24 protein-coding genes are annotated in these 22783 nt (G+C 71.3%); 9 read left to right on the top strand and 15 right to left on the bottom strand.

What is annotated here, in order from left to right:
* Positions 1-3: 3 nt before the first annotated feature.
* Positions 4-759: a DeoR/GlpR family DNA-binding transcription regulator gene (locus tag ACFVT2_RS14555; RefSeq protein ID WP_390016790.1), complete on the bottom strand. Its 756-nt coding sequence runs from the start codon at positions 757-759 to the stop codon at positions 4-6.
* A gap of 72 nt (positions 760-831) precedes the next feature.
* Here ACFVT2_RS14555 and ACFVT2_RS14550 point away from each other — a divergent pair, with 72 nt between their 5' ends.
* Both ACFVT2_RS14550 and ACFVT2_RS14545 read left to right on the top strand, forming a co-directional pair.
* The gene (locus ACFVT2_RS14550; RefSeq protein WP_390016787.1) at positions 832-2112 is read left to right on the top strand and encodes an MFS transporter; all 1281 of its coding nucleotides are present in this window, start codon (positions 832-834) and stop codon (positions 2110-2112) included.
* A 131-nt stretch (positions 2113-2243) separates the two neighbouring features.
* Positions 2244-3017 carry an alpha/beta fold hydrolase gene (locus tag ACFVT2_RS14545; RefSeq protein WP_390016783.1) on the top strand — a complete coding sequence of 258 codons (774 nt, stop codon included), beginning with the start codon at positions 2244-2246 and terminating at the stop codon, positions 3015-3017.
* Positions 3018-3130: 113 nt separating this feature from the next.
* On the opposite strand, the gene ACFVT2_RS14540 is transcribed toward ACFVT2_RS14545, so the two are convergent.
* Together ACFVT2_RS14540 and ACFVT2_RS14535 are read right to left on the bottom strand one after the other, a co-directional pair.
* The gene (locus ACFVT2_RS14540; RefSeq protein ID WP_390016781.1) at positions 3131-3289 is read right to left on the bottom strand and encodes a hypothetical protein; all 159 of its coding nucleotides are present in this window, start codon (positions 3287-3289) and stop codon (positions 3131-3133) included.
* Positions 3286-3525 carry a hypothetical protein gene (locus ACFVT2_RS14535; RefSeq protein WP_390016778.1) on the bottom strand — a complete coding sequence of 80 codons (240 nt, stop codon included), beginning with the start codon at positions 3523-3525 and terminating at the stop codon, positions 3286-3288. Before ACFVT2_RS14535 ends, ACFVT2_RS14540 begins: the two co-directional genes overlap by 4 nt.
* 81 nt (positions 3526-3606) lie before the next feature.
* On the opposite strand from ACFVT2_RS14535, the gene ACFVT2_RS14530 reads away from it, so the two are divergent.
* The 5 genes from ACFVT2_RS14530 to ACFVT2_RS14510 all read left to right on the top strand — a co-directional run bounded on the left by ACFVT2_RS14530 (position 3607) and on the right by ACFVT2_RS14510 (position 8090).
* The gene (locus ACFVT2_RS14530) at positions 3607-4251 is read left to right on the top strand and encodes a TetR/AcrR family transcriptional regulator (RefSeq protein ID WP_390016775.1); all 645 of its coding nucleotides are present in this window, start codon (positions 3607-3609) and stop codon (positions 4249-4251) included.
* Positions 4252-4358: 107 nt separating this feature from the next.
* Entirely contained in the window at positions 4359-4757 is a 399-nt protein-coding gene (locus ACFVT2_RS14525) for a RidA family protein (protein WP_390016773.1), read from the top strand.
* 127 nt (positions 4758-4884) lie between these two features.
* Positions 4885-5784 carry a LysR family transcriptional regulator gene (locus ACFVT2_RS14520; RefSeq protein ID WP_390016770.1) on the top strand — a complete coding sequence of 300 codons (900 nt, stop codon included), beginning with the start codon at positions 4885-4887 and terminating at the stop codon, positions 5782-5784.
* A gap of 72 nt (positions 5785-5856) precedes the next feature.
* Complete coding sequence (locus tag ACFVT2_RS14515) at positions 5857-6915, top strand: tartrate dehydrogenase (protein ID WP_390016767.1); 1059 nt, start codon at positions 5857-5859, stop codon at positions 6913-6915.
* A gap of 197 nt (positions 6916-7112) precedes the next feature.
* The gene (locus tag ACFVT2_RS14510) at positions 7113-8090 is read left to right on the top strand and encodes a CPBP family intramembrane glutamic endopeptidase (protein WP_390016765.1); all 978 of its coding nucleotides are present in this window, start codon (positions 7113-7115) and stop codon (positions 8088-8090) included.
* A gap of 108 nt (positions 8091-8198) precedes the next feature.
* On the opposite strand, the gene ACFVT2_RS14505 is transcribed toward ACFVT2_RS14510, so the two are convergent.
* The 7 genes from ACFVT2_RS14505 to ACFVT2_RS14475 form a co-directional block, all read right to left on the bottom strand.
* Entirely contained in the window at positions 8199-8816 is a 618-nt protein-coding gene (locus ACFVT2_RS14505; RefSeq protein WP_390016763.1) for a GNAT family N-acetyltransferase, read from the bottom strand.
* Between the two features lie 214 nt (positions 8817-9030).
* Positions 9031-10326: a C2 family cysteine protease gene (locus ACFVT2_RS14500; protein WP_390016760.1), complete on the bottom strand. Its 1296-nt coding sequence runs from the start codon at positions 10324-10326 to the stop codon at positions 9031-9033.
* Positions 10327-10602: 276 nt separating this feature from the next.
* A complete protein-coding gene (locus ACFVT2_RS14495; protein WP_390017080.1) occupies positions 10603-11793 on the bottom strand; it encodes a S8 family serine peptidase in 1191 nt (396 codons plus the stop codon).
* A 571-nt stretch (positions 11794-12364) separates the two neighbouring features.
* Complete coding sequence (locus ACFVT2_RS14490; protein WP_390016758.1) at positions 12365-13240, bottom strand: NmrA family NAD(P)-binding protein; 876 nt, start codon at positions 13238-13240, stop codon at positions 12365-12367.
* 308 nt (positions 13241-13548) lie between these two features.
* A complete protein-coding gene (locus ACFVT2_RS14485; RefSeq protein ID WP_390016754.1) occupies positions 13549-13893 on the bottom strand; it encodes an ArsR/SmtB family transcription factor in 345 nt (114 codons plus the stop codon).
* Positions 13894-14082: 189 nt separating this feature from the next.
* Entirely contained in the window at positions 14083-14976 is an 894-nt protein-coding gene (locus tag ACFVT2_RS14480; protein ID WP_390016752.1) for a TIGR03620 family F420-dependent LLM class oxidoreductase, read from the bottom strand.
* A 155-nt stretch (positions 14977-15131) separates the two neighbouring features.
* On the bottom strand, positions 15132-16310 hold the full coding sequence (locus ACFVT2_RS14475) for an acyl-CoA dehydrogenase family protein (protein ID WP_390016749.1): 1179 nt from the start codon (positions 16308-16310) through the stop codon (positions 15132-15134).
* Positions 16311-16557: 247 nt separating this feature from the next.
* Between ACFVT2_RS14475 and ACFVT2_RS14470 the strand changes: the two genes are divergently transcribed.
* A complete protein-coding gene (locus tag ACFVT2_RS14470; protein ID WP_390016747.1) occupies positions 16558-17391 on the top strand; it encodes an alpha/beta fold hydrolase in 834 nt (277 codons plus the stop codon).
* Positions 17392-17524: 133 nt separating this feature from the next.
* Here ACFVT2_RS14470 and ACFVT2_RS14465 read toward each other — a convergent pair whose 3' ends face one another.
* The 3 genes from ACFVT2_RS14465 to ACFVT2_RS14455 all read right to left on the bottom strand — a co-directional run bounded on the left by ACFVT2_RS14465 (position 17525) and on the right by ACFVT2_RS14455 (position 19537).
* Positions 17525-17884 carry a hypothetical protein gene (locus tag ACFVT2_RS14465; protein ID WP_390016745.1) on the bottom strand — a complete coding sequence of 120 codons (360 nt, stop codon included), beginning with the start codon at positions 17882-17884 and terminating at the stop codon, positions 17525-17527.
* 182 nt (positions 17885-18066) lie between these two features.
* The gene (locus ACFVT2_RS14460) at positions 18067-18945 is read right to left on the bottom strand and encodes a cupin domain-containing protein (protein ID WP_390016742.1); all 879 of its coding nucleotides are present in this window, start codon (positions 18943-18945) and stop codon (positions 18067-18069) included.
* Positions 18946-19069: 124 nt separating this feature from the next.
* Positions 19070-19537 (bottom strand): hypothetical protein, encoded by a 468-nt coding sequence (locus ACFVT2_RS14455; RefSeq protein ID WP_390016740.1) that lies wholly within the window; start codon positions 19535-19537, stop codon positions 19070-19072.
* Positions 19538-19586: 49 nt separating this feature from the next.
* On the opposite strand from ACFVT2_RS14455, the gene ACFVT2_RS14450 reads away from it, so the two are divergent.
* Positions 19587-20909, top strand: coding sequence for a cytochrome P450 (locus tag ACFVT2_RS14450; protein WP_390016738.1), 1323 nt, complete (start codon positions 19587-19589; stop codon positions 20907-20909).
* A gap of 52 nt (positions 20910-20961) precedes the next feature.
* Here ACFVT2_RS14450 and ACFVT2_RS14445 read toward each other — a convergent pair whose 3' ends face one another.
* Both ACFVT2_RS14445 and ACFVT2_RS14440 read right to left on the bottom strand, forming a co-directional pair.
* On the bottom strand, positions 20962-21618 hold the full coding sequence (locus ACFVT2_RS14445; protein WP_390016736.1) for a response regulator: 657 nt from the start codon (positions 21616-21618) through the stop codon (positions 20962-20964).
* Positions 21611-22771, bottom strand: coding sequence for a sensor histidine kinase (locus ACFVT2_RS14440; protein WP_390016734.1), 1161 nt, complete (start codon positions 22769-22771; stop codon positions 21611-21613). Before ACFVT2_RS14440 ends, ACFVT2_RS14445 begins: the two co-directional genes overlap by 8 nt.
* Between the last annotated feature and the right edge of the window lie 12 nt (positions 22772-22783).

Genomic DNA, 22783 nt, shown 5'->3' with positions numbered 1-22783 from the left:
CGGTCACACCGTCCGAACGGTCACGCCCGCCGCGGTCAGCCGGTCCGTGCGGTCGTCCGGGGCGGCGTCGGTGACGACGGCGTGCAGGGCGGCGGCGGGGGCGACGTGGGCGAGGGCGGTGCGGGAGAGTTTGTCGGCTTCGGCGACGGCGATGACGCGGCGGGCGCAGCCGATCGCGGTGCGCTTGATGGCGGCGTCGTCCAGGTCGTAGGCGGTCAGGCCGTGCTCCGCGGTGAGGCCGCAGCAGCCGAGGACGGCGGTGTCGAAGCGCAGGGCGGTCAGTGACGCCTCGGTCAGCGGGCCGGTCAGCGCGAGTTCGCCCGGCCGGGGTCGGCCGCCCGGCACCAGCAGGGTGAGGTGCGGGCCGTCGGCCAGGGCGTTGACGGCGTGCAGGGAGAGCGGCATGACGGTCAGCCGGCGGTGGGCCAGTGCGCGGGCCACTTCCAGGCAGGTGGTCCCGCTGTCGAGGACGACCGACTCGCCATCGGCGATCAGTCCGGCGACCTCGGCGGCGATCCGCCGCTTGGCCTCCAGTCCTTCCTGGGCACGCAACGCGAAGGGGGGCTCCACGCCTCGCAGTAGCAGACTCCTGGCTCCCCCGCGGTAGCGCTCGATGACGCCCTGGGCGGCCAGCGTCTCCAGGTCGCGACGGATGGTCATCTCCGAGGCACCGGTCAACTCGGCCAGTTCGGCGACGCCGATGCGCCCCGCCTCACGTACGGCCTCGGTGATCCGCCTCAGTCGTTCGGTACCAGACATACCCAGATTGAACATCAAGCATGTTCGGAAGGCAATCTTTCGCACATTTACTTTGTTCGTTATGTTTGCTGCATGGAGACACGGACACGACCGGAGACGCGACCGAGCACACCACCGGGGACCCGGCTGCGGGCCGGGCGGGCGGCGACCTTCGCCTACTTCGTCCTCAACGGCTTTCTGATGGGAATGTGGATCGTCCACATCCCGAGCATCGAGCACCGGGTGGGGATCAGCCATGCCGTGCTCGGCTGGCTCCTGCTGCTGCTCGGTGCGGGCGCCTTCGTCGGCATGCAGATCGTCGGGCCGCTCACCGACCGCTTCGGCGCCCGCACCGTCGTACCGCTCAGTGCGGCGCTGTGCAGCCTCACCCTGGTCCTGCCCGGACTGGCCACGCATGCCTGGGCGTTGGGGGCGGCGCTGCTGCTGCTCGGGCTCGGCAACGGCTGCCTGGACGTCAGCATGAACGCCCACGCCGTCCAGGTCGAAAGCGGCTACCGGCGGCCCGTCATGTCCGCCTTCCACGCCACCTTCTCCATCGGTGGCGTACTGGCCGCGCTGGTGGGCGCGCGCACCCTCGCCCTGGGCTGGAGCCCGGCGGTGGCCCTCGGTGCGGTGGCCCTCCTGGGCCTGGCCGTCGCCGCGCTGGCCGCTCCGGCGCTGCTGCCGGCGACCCGTCGGCCGACCCGCGTCCCCGTCGCGGCGCCCCCGGGCGCCACCGCCCCGGATGCCGCCACCAGCTCGGTACGCGCCCGGCGCGGCACTCCTCGCCACATCTGGGTCCTGGCCACCCTCGCCCTGATGATCATGCTCTGCGAGGGCGTGGCCAACGACTGGAGCGCGCTCCACCTCCGCACCGTCCTGGACGCGCCCGCCGCCACCGCCGCCCTCGCCTACGGGGCGTTCGCCACCACCATGACCCTCGGCCGCCTGCTGGCCGACCGGGCGGCCGCCCGCCTCGGCCCGGTGGCGATCCTCCGCTACGGCGCCGCCACCGCCGCCGCCGGTCTCGCCGCGGCGGCCCTCTCGCCCTGGATCCCTCTGGCCCTGGCCGGCTGGGCGGTGTTCGGCGCCGGACTGTCCGGTTGCGTCCCTCAACTCTTCAGCGCCGCCGGCCACACCGACCCCGACAACGCCGGCGCCAACGTCTCCCGGGTCGCCGGCCTCGGCTACCTCGGCATGCTCGCCGGCCCCGCCGTCATCGGCCCCCTGACCCACGTCGTACCGCTCAACCTCACCCTCCTCCTGCCTGTGGCGTTCTGCATCGTGGCCGCAACCACGGCCGGGATCCTGCGCCCCCGACGCAGCCCTCAGCGCACCGCCGCCGCCCCGGGTGACGCCGGTGCGCCGGCATGACCGACCACGCATTCCGCGCGGACCGGGCCCGCCTGCGGGGGCGGGGAGCGTCCGCGCGGGGTTGCCAGCACGGCGCCGCGGGCCGGCAGTTACCCTCGTCCTCCGTTCATCGTGATTCCAGGGGGCCGGCCGTGCGCAACGCCGTAGCGACAACCGATGGTGACCAGATCCGCTGGGTCGAACTGCCGGGTCAGGAGCCGGCCCGCGTCTATCTGCACGGCCTGGGAGCCACCTCCCCCGCCTACTTCGCGGAGAGCGCCGTCCACCCGCTGCTGACCGGTCACCGCTCCCTGTTGATCGACCTGCTCGGTCACGGCATCAGCGACCGCCCGACGGAGTTCGACTACACCCTGGAGGCCCACGCCGACGCCCTCGCCGACGCACTGACCGCGGCCGGGGTCACCGGTGCGCAGTTGATCGCCCACAGCATGGGCGGCTCGGTGGCCATCGTCCTGGCCGCCCGGCACCCGCGGTTGGTCTCCCGGCTGGTGCTGATCGACGCCAACCTGGACCCGATTCCGCGCCGCCCCGGTGCGGGCGGCAGCAGCGGCATCGCCAGCTACTCCGAGCCGGAGTTCCTCGCCGGCGGTTGGGAAGAGGTGCGCGACCGGGTCGGCCCGCACTGGTGGTCCACCATGCGCCTGGCCGGCCGCGAGGCCCTGCACCGCAGCGCGGTCAACCTCGTCCGCGGCACCGTTCCCACCATGCGTGAACTCCTGCTGGACCTGAGGATTCCGCGCACCTACCTGCTGCCGGCGGCCGACGGCCCGCTCCCCGGCGCCGCCGCACTCATCGAGGCCGGGGTGGCCGTGGTCCCGATCCCGGACTGCGGCCACAACATCATGCTGGACAACCCGGACGCCTTCGCCCGCGCCACCGCCGCCGCACTGACCGACCCGGAGTAGGGGTGGTGACGAGGCGGCGGACGGCGGCTGCCGGCCTTCCCTTTCCGTAGGGCCGATTCGGCCCGGCTCGCAGCCGGTCGTTCAACACCAGCCCTCCGGCGCCGCCTTGCGGCTCAGTCGTGCCGGTCCTTCGTTCGCCCGACCTTCCGCCAGAGCAGCGTCATCCCGCACGCCAGGACGCCGAGGGCCGCGATCACGATGGCGATCTTGATGGCGCGGTCCAGCAGCAGGTGCTCAAGGAGGTCGGACGACCCCGCGGCGAGGCCGGTCATCGCCAGCCGTCCCGTCGCCGCGACCCGGACGTACCGCGCCTCCCGCCGTCCTCGAACCGTCGGGCGGCAGCACGCAGTCCGGCCCGCACCGCGGGATCGGTGTACCGACGCACGTCGTCGAGCCGCCCGCGGCGCTTGAGGGCCAGCGCGACGGCGAAGACCAGCAGTGCCAGCACCACCAAGCCGCCCACGATCACACCGAACCTGACGAGCATGAGATTGAGGTAAGTCTCCACGAAAAAGCCTCCACCCGTTCTGTCACACCTGTGATATTTCCTTGCCCTTCCGTTGTATCACAGGTGTGATAGAACGGTGCCATGCCCAAGCACGTGGATCCGGAGGCCCGCCGACGGCTCGTGGTCGACGCACTGTTCCGCGTCGTCGTCCGGGACGGTCTGCAACGCACCTCACTGCGCGCCGTCGCCGCCGAGGCGGAACTCAACATCGGCTCCCTGCGGCACTACTTCGCCAGTCAGCACGACCTGATGCAGTTCGCGATGGAGTCGATGATCGACCGCGTCAGCAGCCGCCTGCTCGCGCACCTCAAGCGGATCGACGACCTCAGCCGCCACCCCCGTACGGAACAACTCCGGCTCGCCGCCGAACTCCTGGCCGAGCTCCTGCCCCTCGACGAGAACCGTCGCGCCGAGGTCACCGTCTTCCTGGACTTCAACGCCGCCGCCCGTACCAACCCGGCGTTCGGCGACCTGTCACGCAAGGCCGCCCGAGGCACCAGACGACTGGTGCGCGGCGTGCTCGCCCGGCTCGACGCCTCGGGCACCCTGCGTCCCGACCTCTATCTCACCATCGAGACCGAGCGGCTGACGGCGCTGCTGGACGGACTCTGTCTCAGCGCCGTCCTGCACCCCGAAGCCCTCGATCCACAGACCTGCGGCGACGTGCTGGTGACCCACCTCGGCAGCCTGTCACTGCCCGGCGAGACCGGACCCCCGGCACGGTAGGAACCAGCCGGACAACGAGACTTCCGGAGACCCCGGAACCTCCGGAGCCACCGGAACTTCCCCACCTCCGGGGCTTCCGGCGCCTTCGGTGACGAGAACGAGGAGTCATGATGCAGCACTTCATCCGGCCCGAGGGCGCACCGCCGGTCAACGGCTACAGCCACGCGGTGGCCTTCACCGGGCCGATGGTCGTGGTCTCCGGCCAGATCCCCCTGGACCAGGCCGGCCAACTGGTCGGTGAGGGGGACGCCGAAGCCCAGATACACCAGATCTACGCGAACCTGGCCACCGCTCTGAAGGCAGCGGGCTCCGACCTCGACCACGTGGTCAAGCTGACGGTGTATCTGACCGACCTCGCGGACCTCGACACGTTCCGGCGCGTCCGGGACCAGTATCAGGACGCCGCACGCCCGGCGGCCTGTTCGTTGGTCAAGGTCGCCGGTCTGGTCAACCCCGCGTTCCGGGCCGAGGTCGAGGCGTGGGCGGTGGTACCGACGGCCTCCTGAGCGCACGGCCGCCCGACGGCCGCCGGCACGCCAGGGCGCGGCGCCTGCCTGCGGACGTCCGGGACCGTCGATGGATGCCGGTCGCCCCGCCGGGTTGGTTGTCGCGGGACGCGTGAGAATGCCCAGCATGGACATCCGACAGTTGGAGTACTTCCTCGCCATCGTGGACCACGGCGGTTTCACCCGGGCGGCATCCGCGCTGTACGTGTCCCAGCCGTCGCTGTCCCAGGCGATCCAGGGGCTTGAGCGCGACCTGGGCGGCGACCTGTTCCACCGGATCGGCCGGCGGGCGGTGCTCACCGAAGCGGGGCGGGCGCTGATCGAGCCGGCCCGCGCGGCCGTGCGCAGTCTGGCGACGGCACGGGCCAGCGTTGCGGCCGTGCAGGAGCTGCGGGAGGGGCGACTGGACGTGGCGTCGATGCCGTCGCAGGCGGTGGAGCCGCTGACGACCATGGTGCACGCCTTCAGCGGGCGCTATCCGGGGGTGTCTGTCGCGCTCAAGGCGGCCTTCGCCTCCCGGGACGTGGTGGACATGGTGCGCACCGGCGCGGCCGAGCTGGGGCTGCTGGCCGTTCCGGGCCCGCTGCCGGAGGGGGACGTCGTTGCGCATCCCCTCGGTGAGCAGCGCTTCGTACTGGTGGTGCGCGGCGGCACCGACGACGCTCCGTTCCTTGGCCAACGGACCGTGAACTGTGCGGAGTTGGCCGGTCAACGGCTGATCGTCGGGCAGCGGGGCACCGGGATGCGGGCGTATGTGGACGGGCTGCGGGAGCGCGGGATCGCCTTCAGTATCGCCGCCGAGAGCGAGCACCGGGTGTCTGTGCTCCCCCTCGTCCTGGCCGGAGTGGGGGTGGCGGTGCTGGCCGAGTCGTGGCGCGGCCTGGCCGAGCGGGCCGGTGCCCGGGTGTTGGACATCGAGCCGCGGACCACGTTGCGCATCGGGCTGATCAGCCGTCGCTCCGGCTTGTCCCCGGCGGCACGGGCGTTCGTGACGACCGCCCTGGACGCGCTCGCCCCGGGCTGCTGATAGGCGCCGCCGATGACGTAGATCGGGATTGTGTCTTGGACGGGCCGAGCGCCGATTGCTGCAATCGGACGCATGACCACCCACCACATCGCCCTCATTCCCGGCGACGGCATCGGCACCGAGGTGCTGCCCCCGGCGCGGCGCGTACTCGACCTCGTCAGCCGCCGGCACGGGTTCGGCCTGTCCTACACCTCCTACGACGACTGGTCGTGCGCACGGTATGTGCGCGAGGGCGCGATGATGCCCGAGGACGGCCTGGACCGGCTGCGCGACAAGGACGCGATCCTGCTCGGCGCGGTCGGCCACCCGGACGTACCGGACCACGTGTCGCTGTGGGGCCTGCTGATCCCGATCCGCCGCGCCTTCCGGCAGTACGTCAACCTGCGGCCGATCCGGGTCTTCGAGGGCGTCGACAGTCCGGTGCGCGGTGCGGTCCCGGGGGCGGTGGACCTCGTGGTGGTCCGTGAGAACACCGAGGGCGAGTACAGCGAGGTCGGCGGGCGACTCAACCGGGGCTTTCCCGAAGAACTGGCCGTGCAGGAGGCGGTGTTCACCCGGGCCGGGGTGACCCGTGTGGTGGACTACACCTTCGGCCTGGCGGCGGGCCGGGGCGGCCGGCTGACCTCGGCCACCAAGTCGAACGGCATCGTGCACACCCTGCCGTTCTGGGACGAGCTGGTCGCCGAATGCGCCACCGCCCACCCCCGCGTTGCCTGGGACCAGGAGCACATCGACGCGCTGGCGGCCAAACTCGTCCTGGATCCGGCCCGTTACGACGTGATCGTCGCCTCCAACCTGTTCGGGGACATCCTCAGTGACCTGGCCGCCGCCGTGGCCGGCTCGATCGGTATCGCCCCGGCCGCCAACCTCAACCCCGAGCGCGAGTTCCCCTCGATGTTCGAGCCGGTGCACGGCTCCGCGCCCGACATCGCCGGTCAGGGCATCGCCAACCCCCTGGGGGCCATCTGGTCGGCGGCCCTGATGCTCGACCACCTGGGCCACCGGGAGGCGGCCGACGACATCACCGCCGCCATCGCGTCCGTCCTGGCCACGACGGACGTCCGCACACCGGACCTGGGTGGCACGGCCAGCACCGAGGACTTCACCGAAGAGCTACTCCAACTCCTTTGAGACAAGGGCAAGTTGCAGCAGTCGCGGGGCCTCGGCTGCCGCGGCGGCCCCCAGTCACCTCGGGAGCCTCCTGACGTCCGCGCCCGACCGGACGTGGTGGAGCGCACTCCACCGCGTCCGGTGGAGCAGCCTCGCAGGGGTGATGGGGGGCCAGCTGGATTCTGTCGCGCGGCGGGTCTCCGTAGCGTCGCGGGCCCGTGGTGTACCTGGCGATCGCCTGTCTGGGCATGTGGGTGGCGATGTCGCCGCTTCTGATCGGCGGCTTCCAGCGTGGTGACGCGCGGGAGGAGACCGGTGTGCTGGCGGAGGTGTGCATCACGGCGGCGATGTGCGCGCCGGCGCTCGCCGCGCTCCTCGTGATCCGCCTGGTCGAGCCGGGCCGTCGGGTGCGGGACGCCCTCGCGCTGCGCTGGCCGCGGCCATGGGGGCGCGGCGTGCGGCACTGTCTGATGGGGCTCGCCGTCCCCGCCGGCCTGACCGTCGCCGCGCTCACCGTCGGCGCCGCCGCAGGAGCCTATCCGGTGGGTGAGCTGCGATGGAGCGCGGTGGTCGGATGGTTGGGCGGCATGGTGGTGCAGATCGTGGTGTCGTTGCCGCAGTTCTTCGGCGAGGAACTGGGCTGGCAGGGTTACTTGTTCCCACGACTGGCCCGGGACGGCGGCGGGAAGCGCCTGGTCTCGGCGTATCTCCTCACCGGTTGTGCCTTCGCGCTCTGGCATCTGCCCACGCTGTTGATGGGCGGTCAGTATCCGGGCCGGCCGTGGTACGTCTCCGTGCCCGCGATGCTGGTGAGTTGCACACTCATCCTGCCGATCTTCACCTGGCTGCGGCTGCGCTCCGGCTCGGTCCTGCCGGCCGTGCTCGCGCACGCCTTCGTCAGCACGGCGAGCGTCGGTATGGTCAAGCGGTTCGCCGACCCCGATGCCGCGCTGGACCCGCTGCGCATGGGACTCACCGGCTGGCCCGGCTGGCTCGTGATGGGTGCGCTGGTCGCCTTCCTGGCCCTGACGGGCAAGCTCCGCATGCCGCCCCGCGTCCCGGCCTCCCGCCCCCTCACGGTCGGCGGAACGGAGCCGGCGGCCACCGGCCTGGGCAACTCGGTTGCCGAGGACACCACCTCGTCACCGGCCGCCGAGGCCCGATACCCGCGCGGCGCACCCGCCCAGGGCCGATGAAGACCGTCCCCAGCACCCCACCACGATCCTCGCCCAGCACGTGGCAGACCTTCTCGTCGGCGTCCGAGCCGACGTCGCCGGCTCCGTTCAGGACGCGCCGAACAGTCCCTACGCGTCGGCCGGGTGGCTCGGCTCGCGCCACATCCCCCACAGCACCGGTCCGCCCCCGGGCAGCCGAACCTCCTGACGCACGGTGAAGCCGAAGTGCTCGTAGAAGGGCAGGTTGGACGGCTTGGAGGACTCCAGACAGGCGGGCAGACCCGCCGCGTCGGCCTTGGCCAGCCCCGAGCGCAGCAGGGCGGCCCCGTGTCCCTGGCCCTGGGCGGCCGGGTCGGCGCCGATCATCGCCAGGTACCAGTGCGGTTCCCGGGGCGTGTGCTCGGCGGCCGTCTCGACGGCGTCCCTGAACAGCGGAGCCCGGTCGCCGAGGATGTTCTGGAGTTCCCCGATGGCGTCCGCGTCGGGTACGGCCTTGGCCTGCGCCTCCGGTGCCACCCAGAACGCGGCCGCCGACTCGGTGCGCTCGCACACGCCGTGGTGGACGTACTGCCGGGTGAAGGTCGTGGCGAAGTAGCGGCCCAGCGTCGCCTCGCGCGAGGCGTCATCGGGGAAGAACCAACGCATCATCGGGTCGTCGTCGAAGGCGCGGGCCAGCGTGCGGCTGATCAACGGGGCATCGTCGACCGTTGTCGTCTTCGGCATGTTCGTTATCGACATACGGGTCATTCTGCACGCGGTGATCTTCGCCGGAAGGGCGGGGCCCGGTCCGCTCGCGGAAGCAATGGGACGGTAAAGTGCGGAAGTTGGGGGGGGACGGCGTCGGGCCGCTGCTGCGGCGCGGTCCGAGGCGAACAGGGCCTGGCCCGCCCCGGCCACCTCGGTGGAAACGACGGGCCGCACCTCCCGGTCCAGGCTCAGCCGTGACGGTGACTGGCGGGCATCACCAGGTGTCGACGGCGTCGATGAGCACCAGGTGGTAGCCCACCTCCCGCAGCGTCAGCCAGCACTCCCACATCTGCCGGGTGGCGCCGTCGCCCCACGGATTGCCCAGGCAGATCCGGCCGCCGGCCGGGTCCACGTCCTTGATGAAGTAGGCGTGGTTGGCGGCCAGTCGGCCGTCCGCGATCGTGTCGCGGTCGCTGGTGCCGGGGGTGGTGGCGACGAGTGCCTGGCCGCGCGCCCTGCGGTCGGCGATCTCCTGGATGAGCCAGGGTGAGTTGAGGTCGAGCCGCTGTCCCTCGCGGCCGGTGATCAGGGCCAGTGCGACACTGACGCTGCCGCCGTCGGCGACGTCATGGTAGTTGCCGAGCAACTGGGCGGCGGCCTTCTCGAAGTAGCCCGGCCAGGTCTCCGCGTAGCGGGCATCCGCGGTGTGGCCCTTGGCGCCCCACAGACCGCCGTGGCCGTACGGCAGGTCGGGCACCAGCGTGATGGCGATCGGGCTGCCCTGGTCGTAGAGGGTGACGGTGACCGTGCCGTTGGCCTCCAGCCGGAGATGTCGCGGGGCGTGCTGCGGGTTGGCCTGGAGCACCGCCTGCATGCTGGTCAGCAACCAGCAGGTGCCGAACCGGCCCTGGTCCATGTCCTGCCAGGACATCGCCTCGGACGAGGCCGAGACCCACTGCCAGTTCTCGGTGACGTACGCGCCGTCCACCTGGGCGAACGGCCCCTCGGGCAGTACCCAGCCGTGGTCGCCGCAGTCGCATCCGGCATCGTAGGCAGGCTGACTGCACGGCATCCCGGTGCCGACCAGCATCGCGCCGTACGGGCTGACCGTGCGGAGCAGCCAGCTGAAGAGCTCCTGCTGTCGCCGCCAGTCGTAGGCGGGCGCACCCTGCGCGTCCTCGACGTGGGCGAGGGAGTCCCAGCGGTCCAGGCCCTGCGTCCCGAACCTGCGGATCACCATGTCGAGTTCGGTGGGCGGCAGCGGCATCAACAGGTTGCCGACCTGGTCGAGCAGTGACCGGGCGCCGTACTGCTGCTCGTCGGCGAACAGCACGTCCCATGCCTGGCGGCCGACCGCTTCGGCCCGCTGTGGGTTCGGCGGTGGACCGGGCGGTTGCCAGGGCAGTTCGACCACCGGGTGGTCGCCCCGGACATACTGGAGCCGGTCGAGTCCGACACTGTCACTGAATCCCTGCACCACGTCCACGGCGTCCATCAGCGCGCGGCCGCCGGGAATGTATGGTGCGGCGACATCGGCGACCTGGCGCCAGTTGTTGCGGTGGTACCCCACGTGTTCTCCCCCGTCCGTCTCCCACCCGGCCCATGAGAGTACGCGGGTGGCCCGTCGCCCCCGTCAGTGACCCTACCCAGGCGTTCGCCCTCGGCCCCCTGGCGTGCGACCGCCGCACCCCGCGCCCGGCCGGTCCTATGCCCGGGCCGCCAAGTCCGCGTCACAGTCCGGCAGCTCGAAGGCTGCCGGACTGTGACGGTCGGCGGTGGCAGTCGGCTACCTGACGGCCTTCCGCGTCACCGCGTGCTCACGGTGTCCTGCGCTGTTCACCTCACCTCACGGTGTGAAGGCCGCGGTGCCGTTCGGGGTGCCGAGGCCGGTCGGGCCGTCGTAGCCGCTGCCCGCGGTGCAGAGGTACGACGGCGAGCAGGAGCCGTTGGCGCCGCTGGTGACGTCGTTGAGCGCCGAGGCGTGGGAGTAGGGGTAGGAGGCCGGGGTGTCGGACGCGCCCGGAGTGCCCGCGAGGGCGTAGACGCCGGCGATGAACGGGGCGGAGGCGCTGGTGCCGCCGTACACGTTCCAACCACTGGCTTGGTAGCTGTCGTAGACCGCGAGACCGGTGGCCGGGTCGGCGACCGAGGCGACGTCCGCGACGGTGCGGTTGGCGCAACCGGTGTCCTGCTGCCAGGACGGCTTGGCGTCGTACTGGGAGCAACCGGAGCCGGCGCCGTTGCCGCCCGCGCTGGAACCCCAGACCGACTCGCTCCAGCCGCGGGCGCTGCCGTCCTGCTGGAGTGAGGTGCCGCCGACCGCGGTGACGTACTGCGAGGCCGCCGGGTACTCGACGCCGTAGCCGCTGTCACCGGAGCTGACGGTGATCGCCACGCCCGGGTGGTTGAAGTACTGCTCGTCGGAGGTGGTGTCGGTCGAGTCCTCCGAGCCGCCGTAGCTGTTGGAGACGAACTTGGCCCCCATGGTGACCGCGCGGTTCACCGCCGTGCCCAGGTCGTCCATGCTGGCACTGTTCGCCTCGACCAGCAGGATGTGGCACTGCGGGCAGGAGGCACTCACCATGTCGACGTCGAGGGATATCTCACCGGCCCAACCGGAGTCCGCCGCAGGGTAGTTGGTGCCGCCGTTCTGGTCGACCTTCTGGAAGCAGCCGTTGGCGGTGGTGCATTCCGGCAGGCCGTACTGGGCGCGGTAGGTCGCCAGGTCCTGTTCGGCGTTGGGGTCGTCGTTGGCGTCGATGATCGCCACGGTCTGGCCGGAGCCGCCCGACTGGGGCAGGTTGTAGGCGCTCTGCAGGTCGCTGGGGCCGAAGCCGGAGGGGGCGACGTTCGGCCGCAGGGACAGGTGCTGTTTGACGTCGGTGCGGGCCACCGCGTTGCAGGCCATGTAGCCGGGCTTGGCCGGCTCCGCACACAAGCGGTGGGTGGGGACCTTGGCGTGGGCCGCGGATGTGATGGGGGACGAGTGGGGTGCGGGTGCCGCCGGTGCGGCGTGGGACGGGCTGGCGGCGATCATGCCGCCGATGACGAGGGTTGCCGCCGACAGCAGGGTCGGGACGGCGCGGTGCGCCAGTCCACTCGTGCGATCGGATCTGCCCTTTCGTAGAGAACGCAAGGGAACGACCTCCGTGGGGGAAGGGGCCGACGGTCGACGCTCCGGAGACACCTGCCGTGCCGCGCCCTTCACACGAAATGTCAAGGGCATGACATGTTGCAGCAGATGCAGCCATGACACCCCGTCAGGGGTGTGTCAATCCGCCGGTGATGAGTTGCGCACGTGCACTCACTGATGCCACCCCGGTGAGTGGTGGCTTTATGGAAAAGTAGTGAACCCTGCGTCAAGGAGACACCGAGCTACGGCAAAGGCTTCCCCTGGGTCGGCGGAACGCCCTTGCCCGCCGGCCGTGGTCAGTTCAGCGCAGCGAGATCCTTTCGGGCGCCGGTCGACGTGATACGGATTTGTCGGCGCCGGCCCGACTGGTCCGCCTAGCCCACCTGGCCCACCTGGCCCACCTGCTGCGCCCGACTCCCCTCCACGCAGCCGCCGTTCCCCTCCCCCCACAGCGCATCCGCGACCGCGGCTGCGGTCAGGCCGTTCCTGCTGCGGCCGGTCGCAGCAACTCGGCGGCGAACTCCTCGACCGTGCGCGGCGCCCGGCCCAGGATGCGCTGGACTCCGTCGCCCAGGCCGGACACGCCCTCGCGGCGGTAGTTCGCGTACAGGTCGTGCAGTCCTTCGACGATCCGTGGCGCGACCCTTTGCTCCACCATCCCGGCCCGCCAGGCATCGTCCAGTGGTACGTCGACATACCGCACCGGCGAGCCGATCGCGGCCTCGAAGGACGCGGCGAGCTCTGCGAGGGTCAGTGCCGCGGGGCCGCTGATCTCGATCTCGCCACCCGTCGGACGGTCCGCGAGGAGTTCGGCGACCGCGACCTCGGCGATGTCCCGAACGTCCACATAGCCGCGCGCACCGGGCCCGGCGGGATCGGCCAGCGTGCCCCGTACGAGGGCGGGTGCCGACGCCAGGAAGTTCTGCAGGAAGCGGTCGGGCTGTAGGACCGTCAGCTCCTCGACGCCGGCGGCCCGCAGGCGGTCGGTGATGACGTCGTGGTTGCCGGTGACCGCGTCAGGAACGAGGCCACCGCCGAACCGCCGGGCGCCGAGCTTGACGATCCGCCGCGCACCAGCTTCGACAGCGGCCACGCCGAGCGTGGTCTCCGCGGCGATCTGGTCCTCGGCGAAGGGGTGCGCGAGGAAGAGGCGGTCCACGCCCACGACCGCGCGGCGCACATCCGCGGCGTTCGCGGCGTCCCCTCGGAAGACCTCCCCACACACCGTCCCGTCCAACGCCTCGGCACTCGCCGCCGAACGCACCAGGAACCGCACATCGCTCCGGTCACGCAGCGCCTCGGTCACATACCGGCCCACCGCCCCGAGCGGCGTGGTCACCAACGCAGTCATCGACGATTTCCTCCCTCGACACCGTCCAGCACGACGGGCGCTACGGAGCGCCCTGGAACACCCGTGAACCGACCGTTGATCAGGCCGTTCGTTCGGTGCCAACCACCGTCCAGCCCAACGCTATTCCCCATTCCCCGTGCCTGGCGGGCCCGGAGCGCCACCACCAGTCAGCTCGGGGTGTACCGGATCTGTGTGCCGCTCCCCCGTGCAGAGGCAGCGCGGCGGACACCGCGCCGGCAGCTGCTGCGGACGTGACGTACGCGCGGCGCCAGCGGCCCGCAGGCCCGCAGGCCGGGCTCCTGCGCCCCCTACAGTGTCTGTCCGAGCAGGGCGACGAACTGGGCGATGCGCTGTTCGTCGCGCTTGTAGTGGGTCCACTTGCCCACGCGCGTCGCCCGCACCAGCCCGGCTCGCTGTAGTTCGGCCATGTATGCCGACACCGTTGACTGGGCAAGCCCCGCCTTGGCCTGGATGTGGCTGACGCAGACGCCCACTTCGACCGGGTCCGCGATCGCCTGCATGTCTGCGAAGTGGCGCGCGGGATCCCGCAACCACAGCAGCATCTGCAACCGCATCGGATTCGACAACGCCCGCAATGCATCGACCAGGTCGGGATCCGGTGAGGTCGCACTTGCCGTCGCCGTGTCCGTCATGTGACCAGGATACAGGCCGCCACCGACGTTTCGAAGAATCTCGATGCGATGATCATCGGGCGGTGCGCCGCCTGGTGCGCTGGGCGACTGAAGCACAGGTGGGCCGAGCGGCTGGGCACAGGTACGCCGAGCGACCGGGCGCAGGTGGACGGGGCGACCGAGCGCAGGTGCGCAGCGCCCCGCGGACGATCAAGCAGCCCCGCCGCGCGGCAGCAGCGCCTCGCCCAGCCGGCGCCAGTGCGGCAGCGCGGACCGGCCCGGCTCGATCCCGATCACCTGCACGCCGACGTGGTCGGCGCCCGCCTCGACGTGACCGTGCAGCTTCTCGACGATGGTGTCCAGGTCCCCCCAGAACACGAAGTCGTCGACGAGCCGGTCGCTTCCGCCGTGGCCGATCTCCTCCTCCGAGTAGCCGAGGCGACGGAACTTCGCGACGTTGTACGGGGTCGCCAAGTAGCCGTGGAGGTGCTCACGTGCGACGGCGCGGGCCGTGGCCGGGTCGGACTCGAACAGCGCCGGGTGCTCCACCCCGAGGAACGCGTCCGGGCCCAGGATCTCCCGCGCCTGCGCAGTGTGCGCCACATTGACGTGGTAGGTGTGGGCACCGGCCGAGCGGTCGCGCGCCAACTCCAGCATCCTGGGCCCGTACGCGGCCAGGACCCGGCGCATCGGGGCCCGCGGCGCGGGGTTGGTGGACACGAGGGCGTCCATCTCGTCGAGGTAGTCGATCATCGCCGCCACGGGCTTGACCCCGGGCCGCGGCTCGCCGCCGAATCCCAGGCCGAGCACATGCCGGTCGGGGTAGGCATCGGCCAGGAGGAGGCTCGCGCCGTACGCCGAGCGGGCGCCGCGGGACCAGATCCGGGCGATGCCGTTGATGACGTGCATCCGCTCGGTGCTGGACAGCAGGAAGCCGGCGTGCGTGAGCGCCTCGCGCCCGCCGACCTCAGGGATCCAGAACGTCCGCCATCCCTGCTCCTCCACTTCCTGGATCGACTCGCGCAGCTGCGACGCCGGTTGGCTCTCGAAGTCGAAGGTGTAGATCCCGAACGTTCCGAGATCCAGCCCGTCAATGCCACCCATGGCGCATCCCCTCGTGCACGTCGCCGGCACCCCGCCGTCGATCAAGTACGCATCGAACTATCGCAGAATCCCGATGTGACATGCAAGCCACCTCGCCGCGACGGACGACACGCACCGGACCCGCAGCACGGTCGCCCGCAGCGCCCCGGTCGCGCTCAGGCTTCGAGCCCACCGCGCCGGACGAGCTCGCGGGCGATGACGTTGCGCTGGATTTCGTTGGTCCCCTCGCCGACGATCATCAGGGGTGCGTCGCGGAAGTAGCGTTCGACGTCGAATTCGGTGGAGTAGCCGTAACCGCCATGGATGCGGACGGCGTTGATGGCGATCTGCAGGGCGGTCTCGGAGGCGAAGAGCTTGGCCATGCCGGCTTCCATGTCCACCCGGCGTCCGGCGTCCGCCTCGCGGGCCGCGTAGAGCGTGAGTTGCCGGGCTGCGGTCAGTGAAGTCGCCATATCGGCAAGGTAGTTGGCGATCGACTGGTGTTGCCAGATCGGCTTGTCGAACGCTTCGCGCTGCTGGGCGTAGGCGAGTGCGTCCGCCAGTGCCGCGCGCCCGACGCCGAGTGCCCGGGCGGCGACCTGGAGCCGGCCGGTCTCCAGGCCCCTCATCATCTGCGCGAACCCCTTGCCCTCGACGCCGCCGAGCACGGCGTCGGCCGGCGCCCGGTACTCCTCGAAGGTCAGCTCGCAGCTCTCGACGCCCTTGTAACCGAGCTTGGGCAGATCGCGGGAGACCGTCAGACCGGGGCCGTGCTCGACGAGGAGGAGGGAGATTCCCCGGTGGGCGGGGGTGGCGGCCGGGTCGGTCTTGCAGAGCAGGGCGATCAGTTGTGAGCGGCGGGAGTTGGTGATCCAGGTCTTGGTGCCGTTGACGACGTACGCGTCGGCGTCGCCGGTCCGGTCCTTGCGGGCGACGGTGCGCAGGGCCTGGAGGTCGGAGCCGCCGTTCGGTTCGGTCAGGGCCATGGTCGCCCGGACCTCGCCGGTGGCCATCCGCGGCAGGTATCGCCGCTTCTGCTCTTCGGTGCCGTAGTGCACGAGCAGCTTGGCGACCACGGTGTGGCCGCCCATCGCGCCGGCCAGGCTCATCCACCCGCGGGCGAGCTCCTCGGTGAGGAGGACGTAGCACGGGGTGGAGACCGGCGTGCCGCCGTATTCCTCCGGGACCGCCAGTCCGAAGACGCCGAGCTGCTTCATCCGGTCGATCAGCGCAGCGGGGTAGGTGTTGGTGTGTTCCAGTTCCCGGACGACCGGCCTGACGTGCTCGTCGACGAAGTCGCGCACGGTGCCGACGATCAGCCGCTCGTCCGCGGAGAGGGTGTCGAGGGTGCTCATACGGTGACGCTCCTTGGGTGGGTGGGGAGTGCCTGGATCCTTCAACGGTCGTGGGCTCTGGCGGTGGTTCCGGGAGTGGGACGGGCTTTGTCTGCGAAGGGTCGGGGAATCGCTTCCCGGAGTACCATCATCGACGCTCATGACCGTGTGGGTGTGAAGAGCGAGAGGTGGTGTCCCCATGCCCGTTGCGGATGGCGCGGACCGGGCAGCGGGGTACGCGTGGGGCCGTTCGGTGGGTGTCCGGGGCATGCAGAAGCCATCCCCACCGGACACCGATCACCTGCTCCACGCACGTACCCGCGCCCAGGACGGGACCGTGCTGGCCTACCAACACCACGGCGCCGGGCGCCCGTTGGTGCTCCTGGCCGGCCAGGCGAACAACCACCACTGGTGGGACGGCGTCCGGGAGGACTTCCACCCCGGGCATGCCACGATCACCATGGACTACCGCGGCACCGGGCAGAGCGGCGCGCCCGACGGGCCGTACTCCACACGGCAGTTCGCCGATGACGTGGTGTCGGTGTTGGACGACCTCGGCATCGAGTGCGCCGACGTCTACGGCACGTCGATGGGCGGCCGGGTCGCCCAGTGGGTCGCCGCCCGCCACCCGGACCGGGTGCGGCGACTCGTCCTCGGGTGCACCTCCCCCGGCGGCACCCGGGCCGTCGAGCGCGACATGACGGTGCGACGGACGCTCGCCCAGGCCGATCCGGAGGCGGCCCGGACCGCCCTGCTCGACCTGATGTACGCGCCAGAGTGGCGGGCCGCACACCCCGGCCCGTACACCACCCTCGGCGACCCCCGGATGCCGGCGCACGCCCGGCGGGGCCATCTGGTGGCCAGCAATGAGCACGATGCCTGGGAGGCGCTGCCCGGGATCGCCTGTCCCACCCTCGTCCTGCACGGCGACCAGGACCGGCTGACGCCTCCGGACAACGTCCCGCTCCTGGCCGCGCGCATCCCCCGGTCCCGTACGCACCTCTTCCCCGGGGCCCGCCACGCCTACTTCGTCACCTGCCGGCCGCTGGCCAGCACCCTGGTGGCGGCGTTCCTCGACGAGGCTGAGGACGCGCTGCGCTGACGGATCCGCTCGACCGGTGTTCCGCCGCCCGCGCGGGCGGGGCACCGGCGTATGGGCACAGGCTCCAGAGATCACCACTGTGCCGGGAACAACCGGCTGCGGGGTATCGACCCGGCGCTATCGCCGGTCTGTCTCACACTTGGACACCCACCCACACCACGGTGGTGTTGCCGGGCGTTCCCGAGTAGTTGTCGCAACCGTTGTAGTCGTCGATGTACTTGGTGTGCGGGGTCTGGACGTCGGGGTTCTCCTTCCACTGGTAGACGCCGTTTCCCACTCCGTTGACGCGACAGACGGTGACTACGTCGGTGATGTAGACGTCCTGCTCCGACTGGAAGCAGTGTTCGCCGTCGTTGTTCCAGACCTGGATGGCCGGCTGGCCACCGCACGCGATGCGCCCGTGTTCGACGGCCGTGGCGCTACCGGTGGTCAGCCCCGCTGCGAGCACGGTGGCCGCCGCGATCGTGAGGAGCTTCAACTTGGAGGATGACATTGCGTGTTCCCCGTTTCTCGTTTCCAGCGCCGTCGGATGAGACGGACACCGACGCACTGTCTAGCAGCGGGGAGAACGGGCACCGCGCGGTTTCACCATGCCTCGACAAGCGGAGCCGACGGTGGCCTCCTCCGGGTCAGGGCGGCGAAGTCGGGACGGCAGCACGACCCGTCGGACGCGCCCTAACCCTCCTCTCGGACCTCCTCCTCGTAGGTGACGTGGTACTGCCGCGTGTACCGGTTCAGTGCGGCCGGGTCAAAACGTCCTGCCTTGCCGACCTCGGCCCGGTGCTCGATCAGGGTCTCCACCACACACTCCCAACCGCCGGGAGAGGAAATCTGGAGCACGCGGGGCGGCGGGGTGGAACCGGGACGGATCGCGTGCGGGACGCCGTGCGGCAGCAGGACGAACTGCCCCCGACCGGCGGTGTGGACGCGCCCGTCGAACTCGATGTGCAGTTCTCCGTCGAGCACGTAGATGCACTCGTCGGCCTCGTGGTGGGTGTGCCGCGGGATCGGCTGCGCCACCGTGACCTCCAGGAACGAGAAGCGGCCGGCGGTGTCCGTGGTGCGCGCCTTGATGCCGAAGGCGGGCGGCACCGCGATCCGGCCGGGGCGCACCGCACCGCGGTCCAGGACGTAGCAGCGCCGCGGGTCGCCCGGGTCGTCGCTCCGGTCGCCCGGGGCCGTCAACTGGAGGGTGTGCACGAGGGAGTCGGCTCCGCCGAGGTTGCGCAGCGCGTGGTCGACGCCGCTGGGCAGCAGGGCGCACATGCCGCTGGTGAGGTGGTGGGTCCGGCCGTCGACGTCGATCCCGAGGTCGCCGTCGAGCACGTAGATGAACGTGTCGGAGGGGTGGGTGGGGTCGTGGGTGGTGAACTCGTCTGCGGCCGGGGCCACTTGGGTGGGGATGCCGTTGCCGCCCTTCCCTCGGACCTCCGTCAGGGAGAAGCGGCCCTGGGTGTCCCCGGAGCCGGCCTTGATGGTCGCCCCCGGGGGCAGGGGGGCGTGGGCGGCACGCGAGGCGTTCGCATCCAGCAGGAAGAAGCGGTCCTTGGACATCCGGAGTTCCTTTCTGGAACCGTTCTGGGTCGACATCGGCACGATACGGAATCGGAATCCGATTCCGTTTACTGGATAGCAGGAGGCTCCGAACGATGTCAAAGCCTCCCTGCCGCGGTGGCGCCTACTTGGGCCGGTTTCTGTCGCGCCGGCGCGCGAACAGGGCCGTCCCGCCGACCACGAGGCCGATGGCCACCACCTTGGCGGATCCGTAAAGGTGCGGCAGGTCGTCCGCCGAGTCGGAATCGCGGAGGAGGACGAACGCCCCGATGGCGAGGCCGAGCAGGACGAGCACCCCACCACCGACCGGGCCCAGCCCCGCCCACCAAGGGTCGTCGTCGACCGGCATCCGGTCCTGGGTGTCGGGCTCCTTGTCGGTCACGAACTCTCCTTCGTCTGCGTTCACCACGACGGTTCGCTCACTCTCGTCGCGTTGCGGAATTCCGTATTTCTGACGTGACATCAGCTTGGCTGCCACCCTTAACTCGCTCGATGCAACCAAACTCCCCCGAAACGAGACGCCGGTGACGGCCGGTGGGTTGCCTTCTGCGATCATCACCGTCGTCCACAACCTGCCGAGCAGCGCGGCCACCTTGGTCGGTACGCCACGGGTCCGCGCGCCCCATCCGGAGACAGACACCGTGACCCGACCCGCAGCGCAACCGTCCGAGCGATCCCCACAGTCCCAGCACGCCAACCGGCCCACGCCGAACGACGCCACGGACGTCCACCACCCCTTCGACGCGGAGTTCTTCCGCGATCCCCATCCCGTCTACGCCCGACTCCGGAAGTTAGGCCCCGTCCTCAAGGTCGCCCTTCCCGACGGGTCCCGAGCCTGGCTCGTCACCCGCGAGGAACACGTCCGGGCGGCCTTCACCGATCCGCGACTGTCGGTGAACAAGGCACGCTCCCGCAACGGTTATCAGGGCTTCTCCCTGCCGCCCGCCCTGGACGCCAACCTCCTCAACATCGACCCGGACGACCACCTCCGCCTGCGTCGACTGGTCTCCAAGGGGTTCACGCCACGGCACGTCGAGCGGCTCCGGGGCCGCGTCGTCGCGGCGGCCGCACACTACGCCGACCGACTGGCCGACCGCCTCGCGGAGTACGGAGCGGCCGATCTCGTCGCGGAGTTCGCGAATCCGCTGCCACTGGTCGTCATCGGTCACCTCCTGGACGTTCCCGAGGCGGACGGCAGGGCGTTCTCCGGTTGGGTCGGCGCCATGTTCGCGCCTTCGCACCCCGGTCACACCGCCGAGGCGATCGGTCACATCCACCGCTATCTGCTGGGCCTGATCGGCGCGCGCCGGGCGGCTCCCGGGGACGACCTGCTGTCCTCGCTGATCGCCGCGCGGGACGCCGACGACCGGCTGAACGAGGACGAGCTGGTCTCGCTGGCCTTCCTGCTCCTGATGGCCGGCACCGAGAACGTCCAGCACCTCATCAGCGGCGGACTGCTCGCCCTGCTGCGCCACCCCGAGCAACTCGCCGCGCTCCGCCGCCGACCGGAACTCATGCCGAACGCCGTCGAGGAACTGCTGCGCTACGCCCACCCCAACCAGATGGCCGTCCGCCGGTTCCCCACCGAAGCCGTCGAGATCGCCGGTACGCGGATCCCGCCCGGTGACACCGTGCTCCTGTCGCTCGCCTCGGCGCACCGCGACCCGGCCCGCTATTCCGAGCCGGACCGCTTCGACATCCACCGGGCGGACCCGTCCCATCTCGCCCTCGGGTACGGCCTGCACTACTGCCTGGGGGCGGCGCTGGCCCGGATGGAGATCAGTACGGCGTTGGGCACGCTGCTCGATCGGTTTCCCGATCTCCAACTGGCCGTTGCGGACGGGGAGTTGGAGTGGCGGCAGTCGTTCCGGTCGCATGCGCTCCGGCGGTTGCCGGTGTCGGTGTCAGCATCGGCTTCAGGGTCGGGGCCGGGGTCGGTGTCGGTGTCGGTGTCGATGGGGTGAGCTTGTCAGGCCCGGTGTGGGCGGTTGCCCGGCCGGTGGATGACGGGGGTGGTCAGAGGCCGTGCTCGCGTACCCGCTCGACCAGGGCCGCGGCCTCCGTCCGGTTGCCGACGCGGAGCTTGGCGAAGAGGTTGTTGACGTGGGTCTTGACGGTGGCGACGGAGACGTAGAGGGCCTCGGCGATGGCGCGGTTGGTGCGGCGCTCGCTGAGCAGTTCCAGGACCCGGGTCTCCTGCACCGTCAGCGCGTAGGCCGCCGCGATCCGTTCCAGGGCCGTGCGGTGCGTCAGGCCGCGCACCATGGCCGAGGCGATCTCCGGGGCGAAGGTGCGGTGCCCGTCGGCGGTCGCGGTGATCGCGGAGACGATCTGGGCCCGGCCGGCGCTCTTGGTGAGGTAGCCGGCGGCGCCCGCCTTGAGCGCGCCGACGATGGAGGCGTCGTCGGCGTAGGTGGTCAGGACCAGCACCGCCGGCGCCGGGTCCAATGCGGCGAGGGTGCGGGTGGCGGCGATGCCGTCGACCCCCGGCATCCGCAGGTCCATCAGCACCACGGCCGGGGCCAGACGTCGCGCCAGGTCGACGGCGGTGGCGCCGTCGGCCGCGGAGCCGACCACGTCGACGTCGGGTTCGTGGTCGAGGATGGTCACCAGGCCGTCGCGGACCGCGGCCTGGTCGTCGGCGACGATCACCCGGACCGGTCGGTCACTCATAGGGCACCCGGCATTCCACGATCCACTTCCCCTCCACTGGGCCGGCGGTCAGTCTGCCACCGACGATCTCCGCACGCTCCCGCATGCCGGGCACGCCGTGGCCGCCGGAGATGCCTGGCTCTGACTGCTCGGTCGGCGGTGCCAGTTGGTTGGTGACGCGTAGCAGCACGGCGTCCCGGCCCGCCGCGACGGTGACGGTGACGGGGGCGCCGGGCGCGTGCTTACGGGCGTTGGTGAGGGCCTCGACGGTCAGGGAGGCGATCACCTCCCCCACCGGGACCGGCACCCGAGCCGACTCGCCGCGTACGTCGACGTCCACCGCCATCCCCAGTGCGCGGACGCCGGTGACGATCTCGCCGAGCGCCGCGTCGATGCCGGTGGGGAGCCGGCGCAGGGCGTCCACGGCGTGCTTGGCGGCCACCAGGCCGTCGGCCGCCATGGCGCGTGCGCCGCGGACCCGGGCCACCACGTCCCGGTCCGCGCCACGGGCCACCGAGACCGCCTCCAACGCGTCCAGTTGGATCACCAGGCCGCCGAGCGAGTGGGCCAGGACGTCGTGGATGTCCCGGGCGATCCTGGCGCGTTCCTCCTGCACGGCGTGCTCGGCCCGGCGCTCGGCCGTGCCGCGTTCGGTACGGCGGTCGAGGGCGTTCAGGCGGCTGAGGAAACCGAAGCCGCCTGCGGTCACGGCGGAGATCAGCACCGAGACGGCCACCCGGGGGCCGCCGCCGGCCGCGTCGTGGGCGACGACGAAACCGGCGACGCCGGCCGTGAGGGCGCCGCTGATCCACAGTGCGGGCGTTTCGACGGCCGAGATCAGCAGGAACAGGCCGGCCGCGCCCACGAAGGCCGGGGCGGACGGGTCCGTGGGACTGAGCCCGGCGCAGACCGCGCCACCGACCAGCAGCGCGCTCCACGCCAGGTCCGGCCAGGGCCGTGCGAGGACGTGCCGGACGGTCGTGGTCACCGTCCACAGTGCGAGCAGCGCACAGAGCAGTGCGGTGTTCCACGGCGGGTGGGCGGTGGAGGTGTGCAGGGCCACGGCGAGGGCGATGGCCAAGGCGTGCAGGGCCAGCCGGCGGAGCCTGGCCGTGTCGAGGCCGTCCCGGAACCCGCCGGCCGGCCGCCCGGGTATGTCGTTGTCGTTCCGCACGGCTCCATCTTG

Source organism: Streptomyces sp. NPDC058000 (assembly GCF_042886435.1).
Classification (GTDB): Bacteria; Actinomycetota; Actinomycetes; order Streptomycetales; family Streptomycetaceae; genus Streptomyces.
This window is presented reverse-complemented; position numbering and strand designations above follow the sequence as displayed.

Coding starts and splice junctions, on each gene's coding strand:
- ACFVT2_RS14530 (WP_390016775.1), top strand. CDS start 3,607: ATGCCCAAGCACGTGGATCCGGAGGCCCGCCGACGGCTCGTGGTCGAC.
- ACFVT2_RS14470 (WP_390016747.1), top strand. CDS start 16,558: ATGCAGAAGCCATCCCCACCGGACACCGATCACCTGCTCCACGCACGT.
- ACFVT2_RS14490 (WP_390016758.1), bottom strand. CDS start 13,240: ATGACTGCGTTGGTGACCACGCCGCTCGGGGCGGTGGGCCGGTATGTG.
- ACFVT2_RS14505 (WP_390016763.1), bottom strand. CDS start 8,816: ATGACCCGTATGTCGATAACGAACATGCCGAAGACGACAACGGTCGAC.
- ACFVT2_RS14460 (WP_390016742.1), bottom strand. CDS start 18,945: ATGTCCAAGGACCGCTTCTTCCTGCTGGATGCGAACGCCTCGCGTGCC.
- ACFVT2_RS14495 (WP_390017080.1), bottom strand. CDS start 11,793: ATGATCGCCGCCAGCCCGTCCCACGCCGCACCGGCGGCACCCGCACCC.
- ACFVT2_RS14520 (WP_390016770.1), top strand. CDS start 4,885: ATGGACATCCGACAGTTGGAGTACTTCCTCGCCATCGTGGACCACGGC.
- ACFVT2_RS14555 (WP_390016790.1), bottom strand. CDS start 759: ATGTCTGGTACCGAACGACTGAGGCGGATCACCGAGGCCGTACGTGAG.
- ACFVT2_RS14475 (WP_390016749.1), bottom strand. CDS start 16,310: ATGAGCACCCTCGACACCCTCTCCGCGGACGAGCGGCTGATCGTCGGC.
- ACFVT2_RS14480 (WP_390016752.1), bottom strand. CDS start 14,976: ATGGGTGGCATTGACGGGCTGGATCTCGGAACGTTCGGGATCTACACC.
- ACFVT2_RS14515 (WP_390016767.1), top strand. CDS start 5,857: ATGACCACCCACCACATCGCCCTCATTCCCGGCGACGGCATCGGCACC.
- ACFVT2_RS14550 (WP_390016787.1), top strand. CDS start 832: ATGGAGACACGGACACGACCGGAGACGCGACCGAGCACACCACCGGGG.
- ACFVT2_RS14525 (WP_390016773.1), top strand. CDS start 4,359: ATGATGCAGCACTTCATCCGGCCCGAGGGCGCACCGCCGGTCAACGGC.
- ACFVT2_RS14540 (WP_390016781.1), bottom strand. CDS start 3,289: ATGACCGGCCTCGCCGCGGGGTCGTCCGACCTCCTTGAGCACCTGCTG.
- ACFVT2_RS14445 (WP_390016736.1), bottom strand. CDS start 21,618: ATGAGTGACCGACCGGTCCGGGTGATCGTCGCCGACGACCAGGCCGCG.
- ACFVT2_RS14465 (WP_390016745.1), bottom strand. CDS start 17,884: ATGTCATCCTCCAAGTTGAAGCTCCTCACGATCGCGGCGGCCACCGTG.
- ACFVT2_RS14485 (WP_390016754.1), bottom strand. CDS start 13,893: ATGACGGACACGGCGACGGCAAGTGCGACCTCACCGGATCCCGACCTG.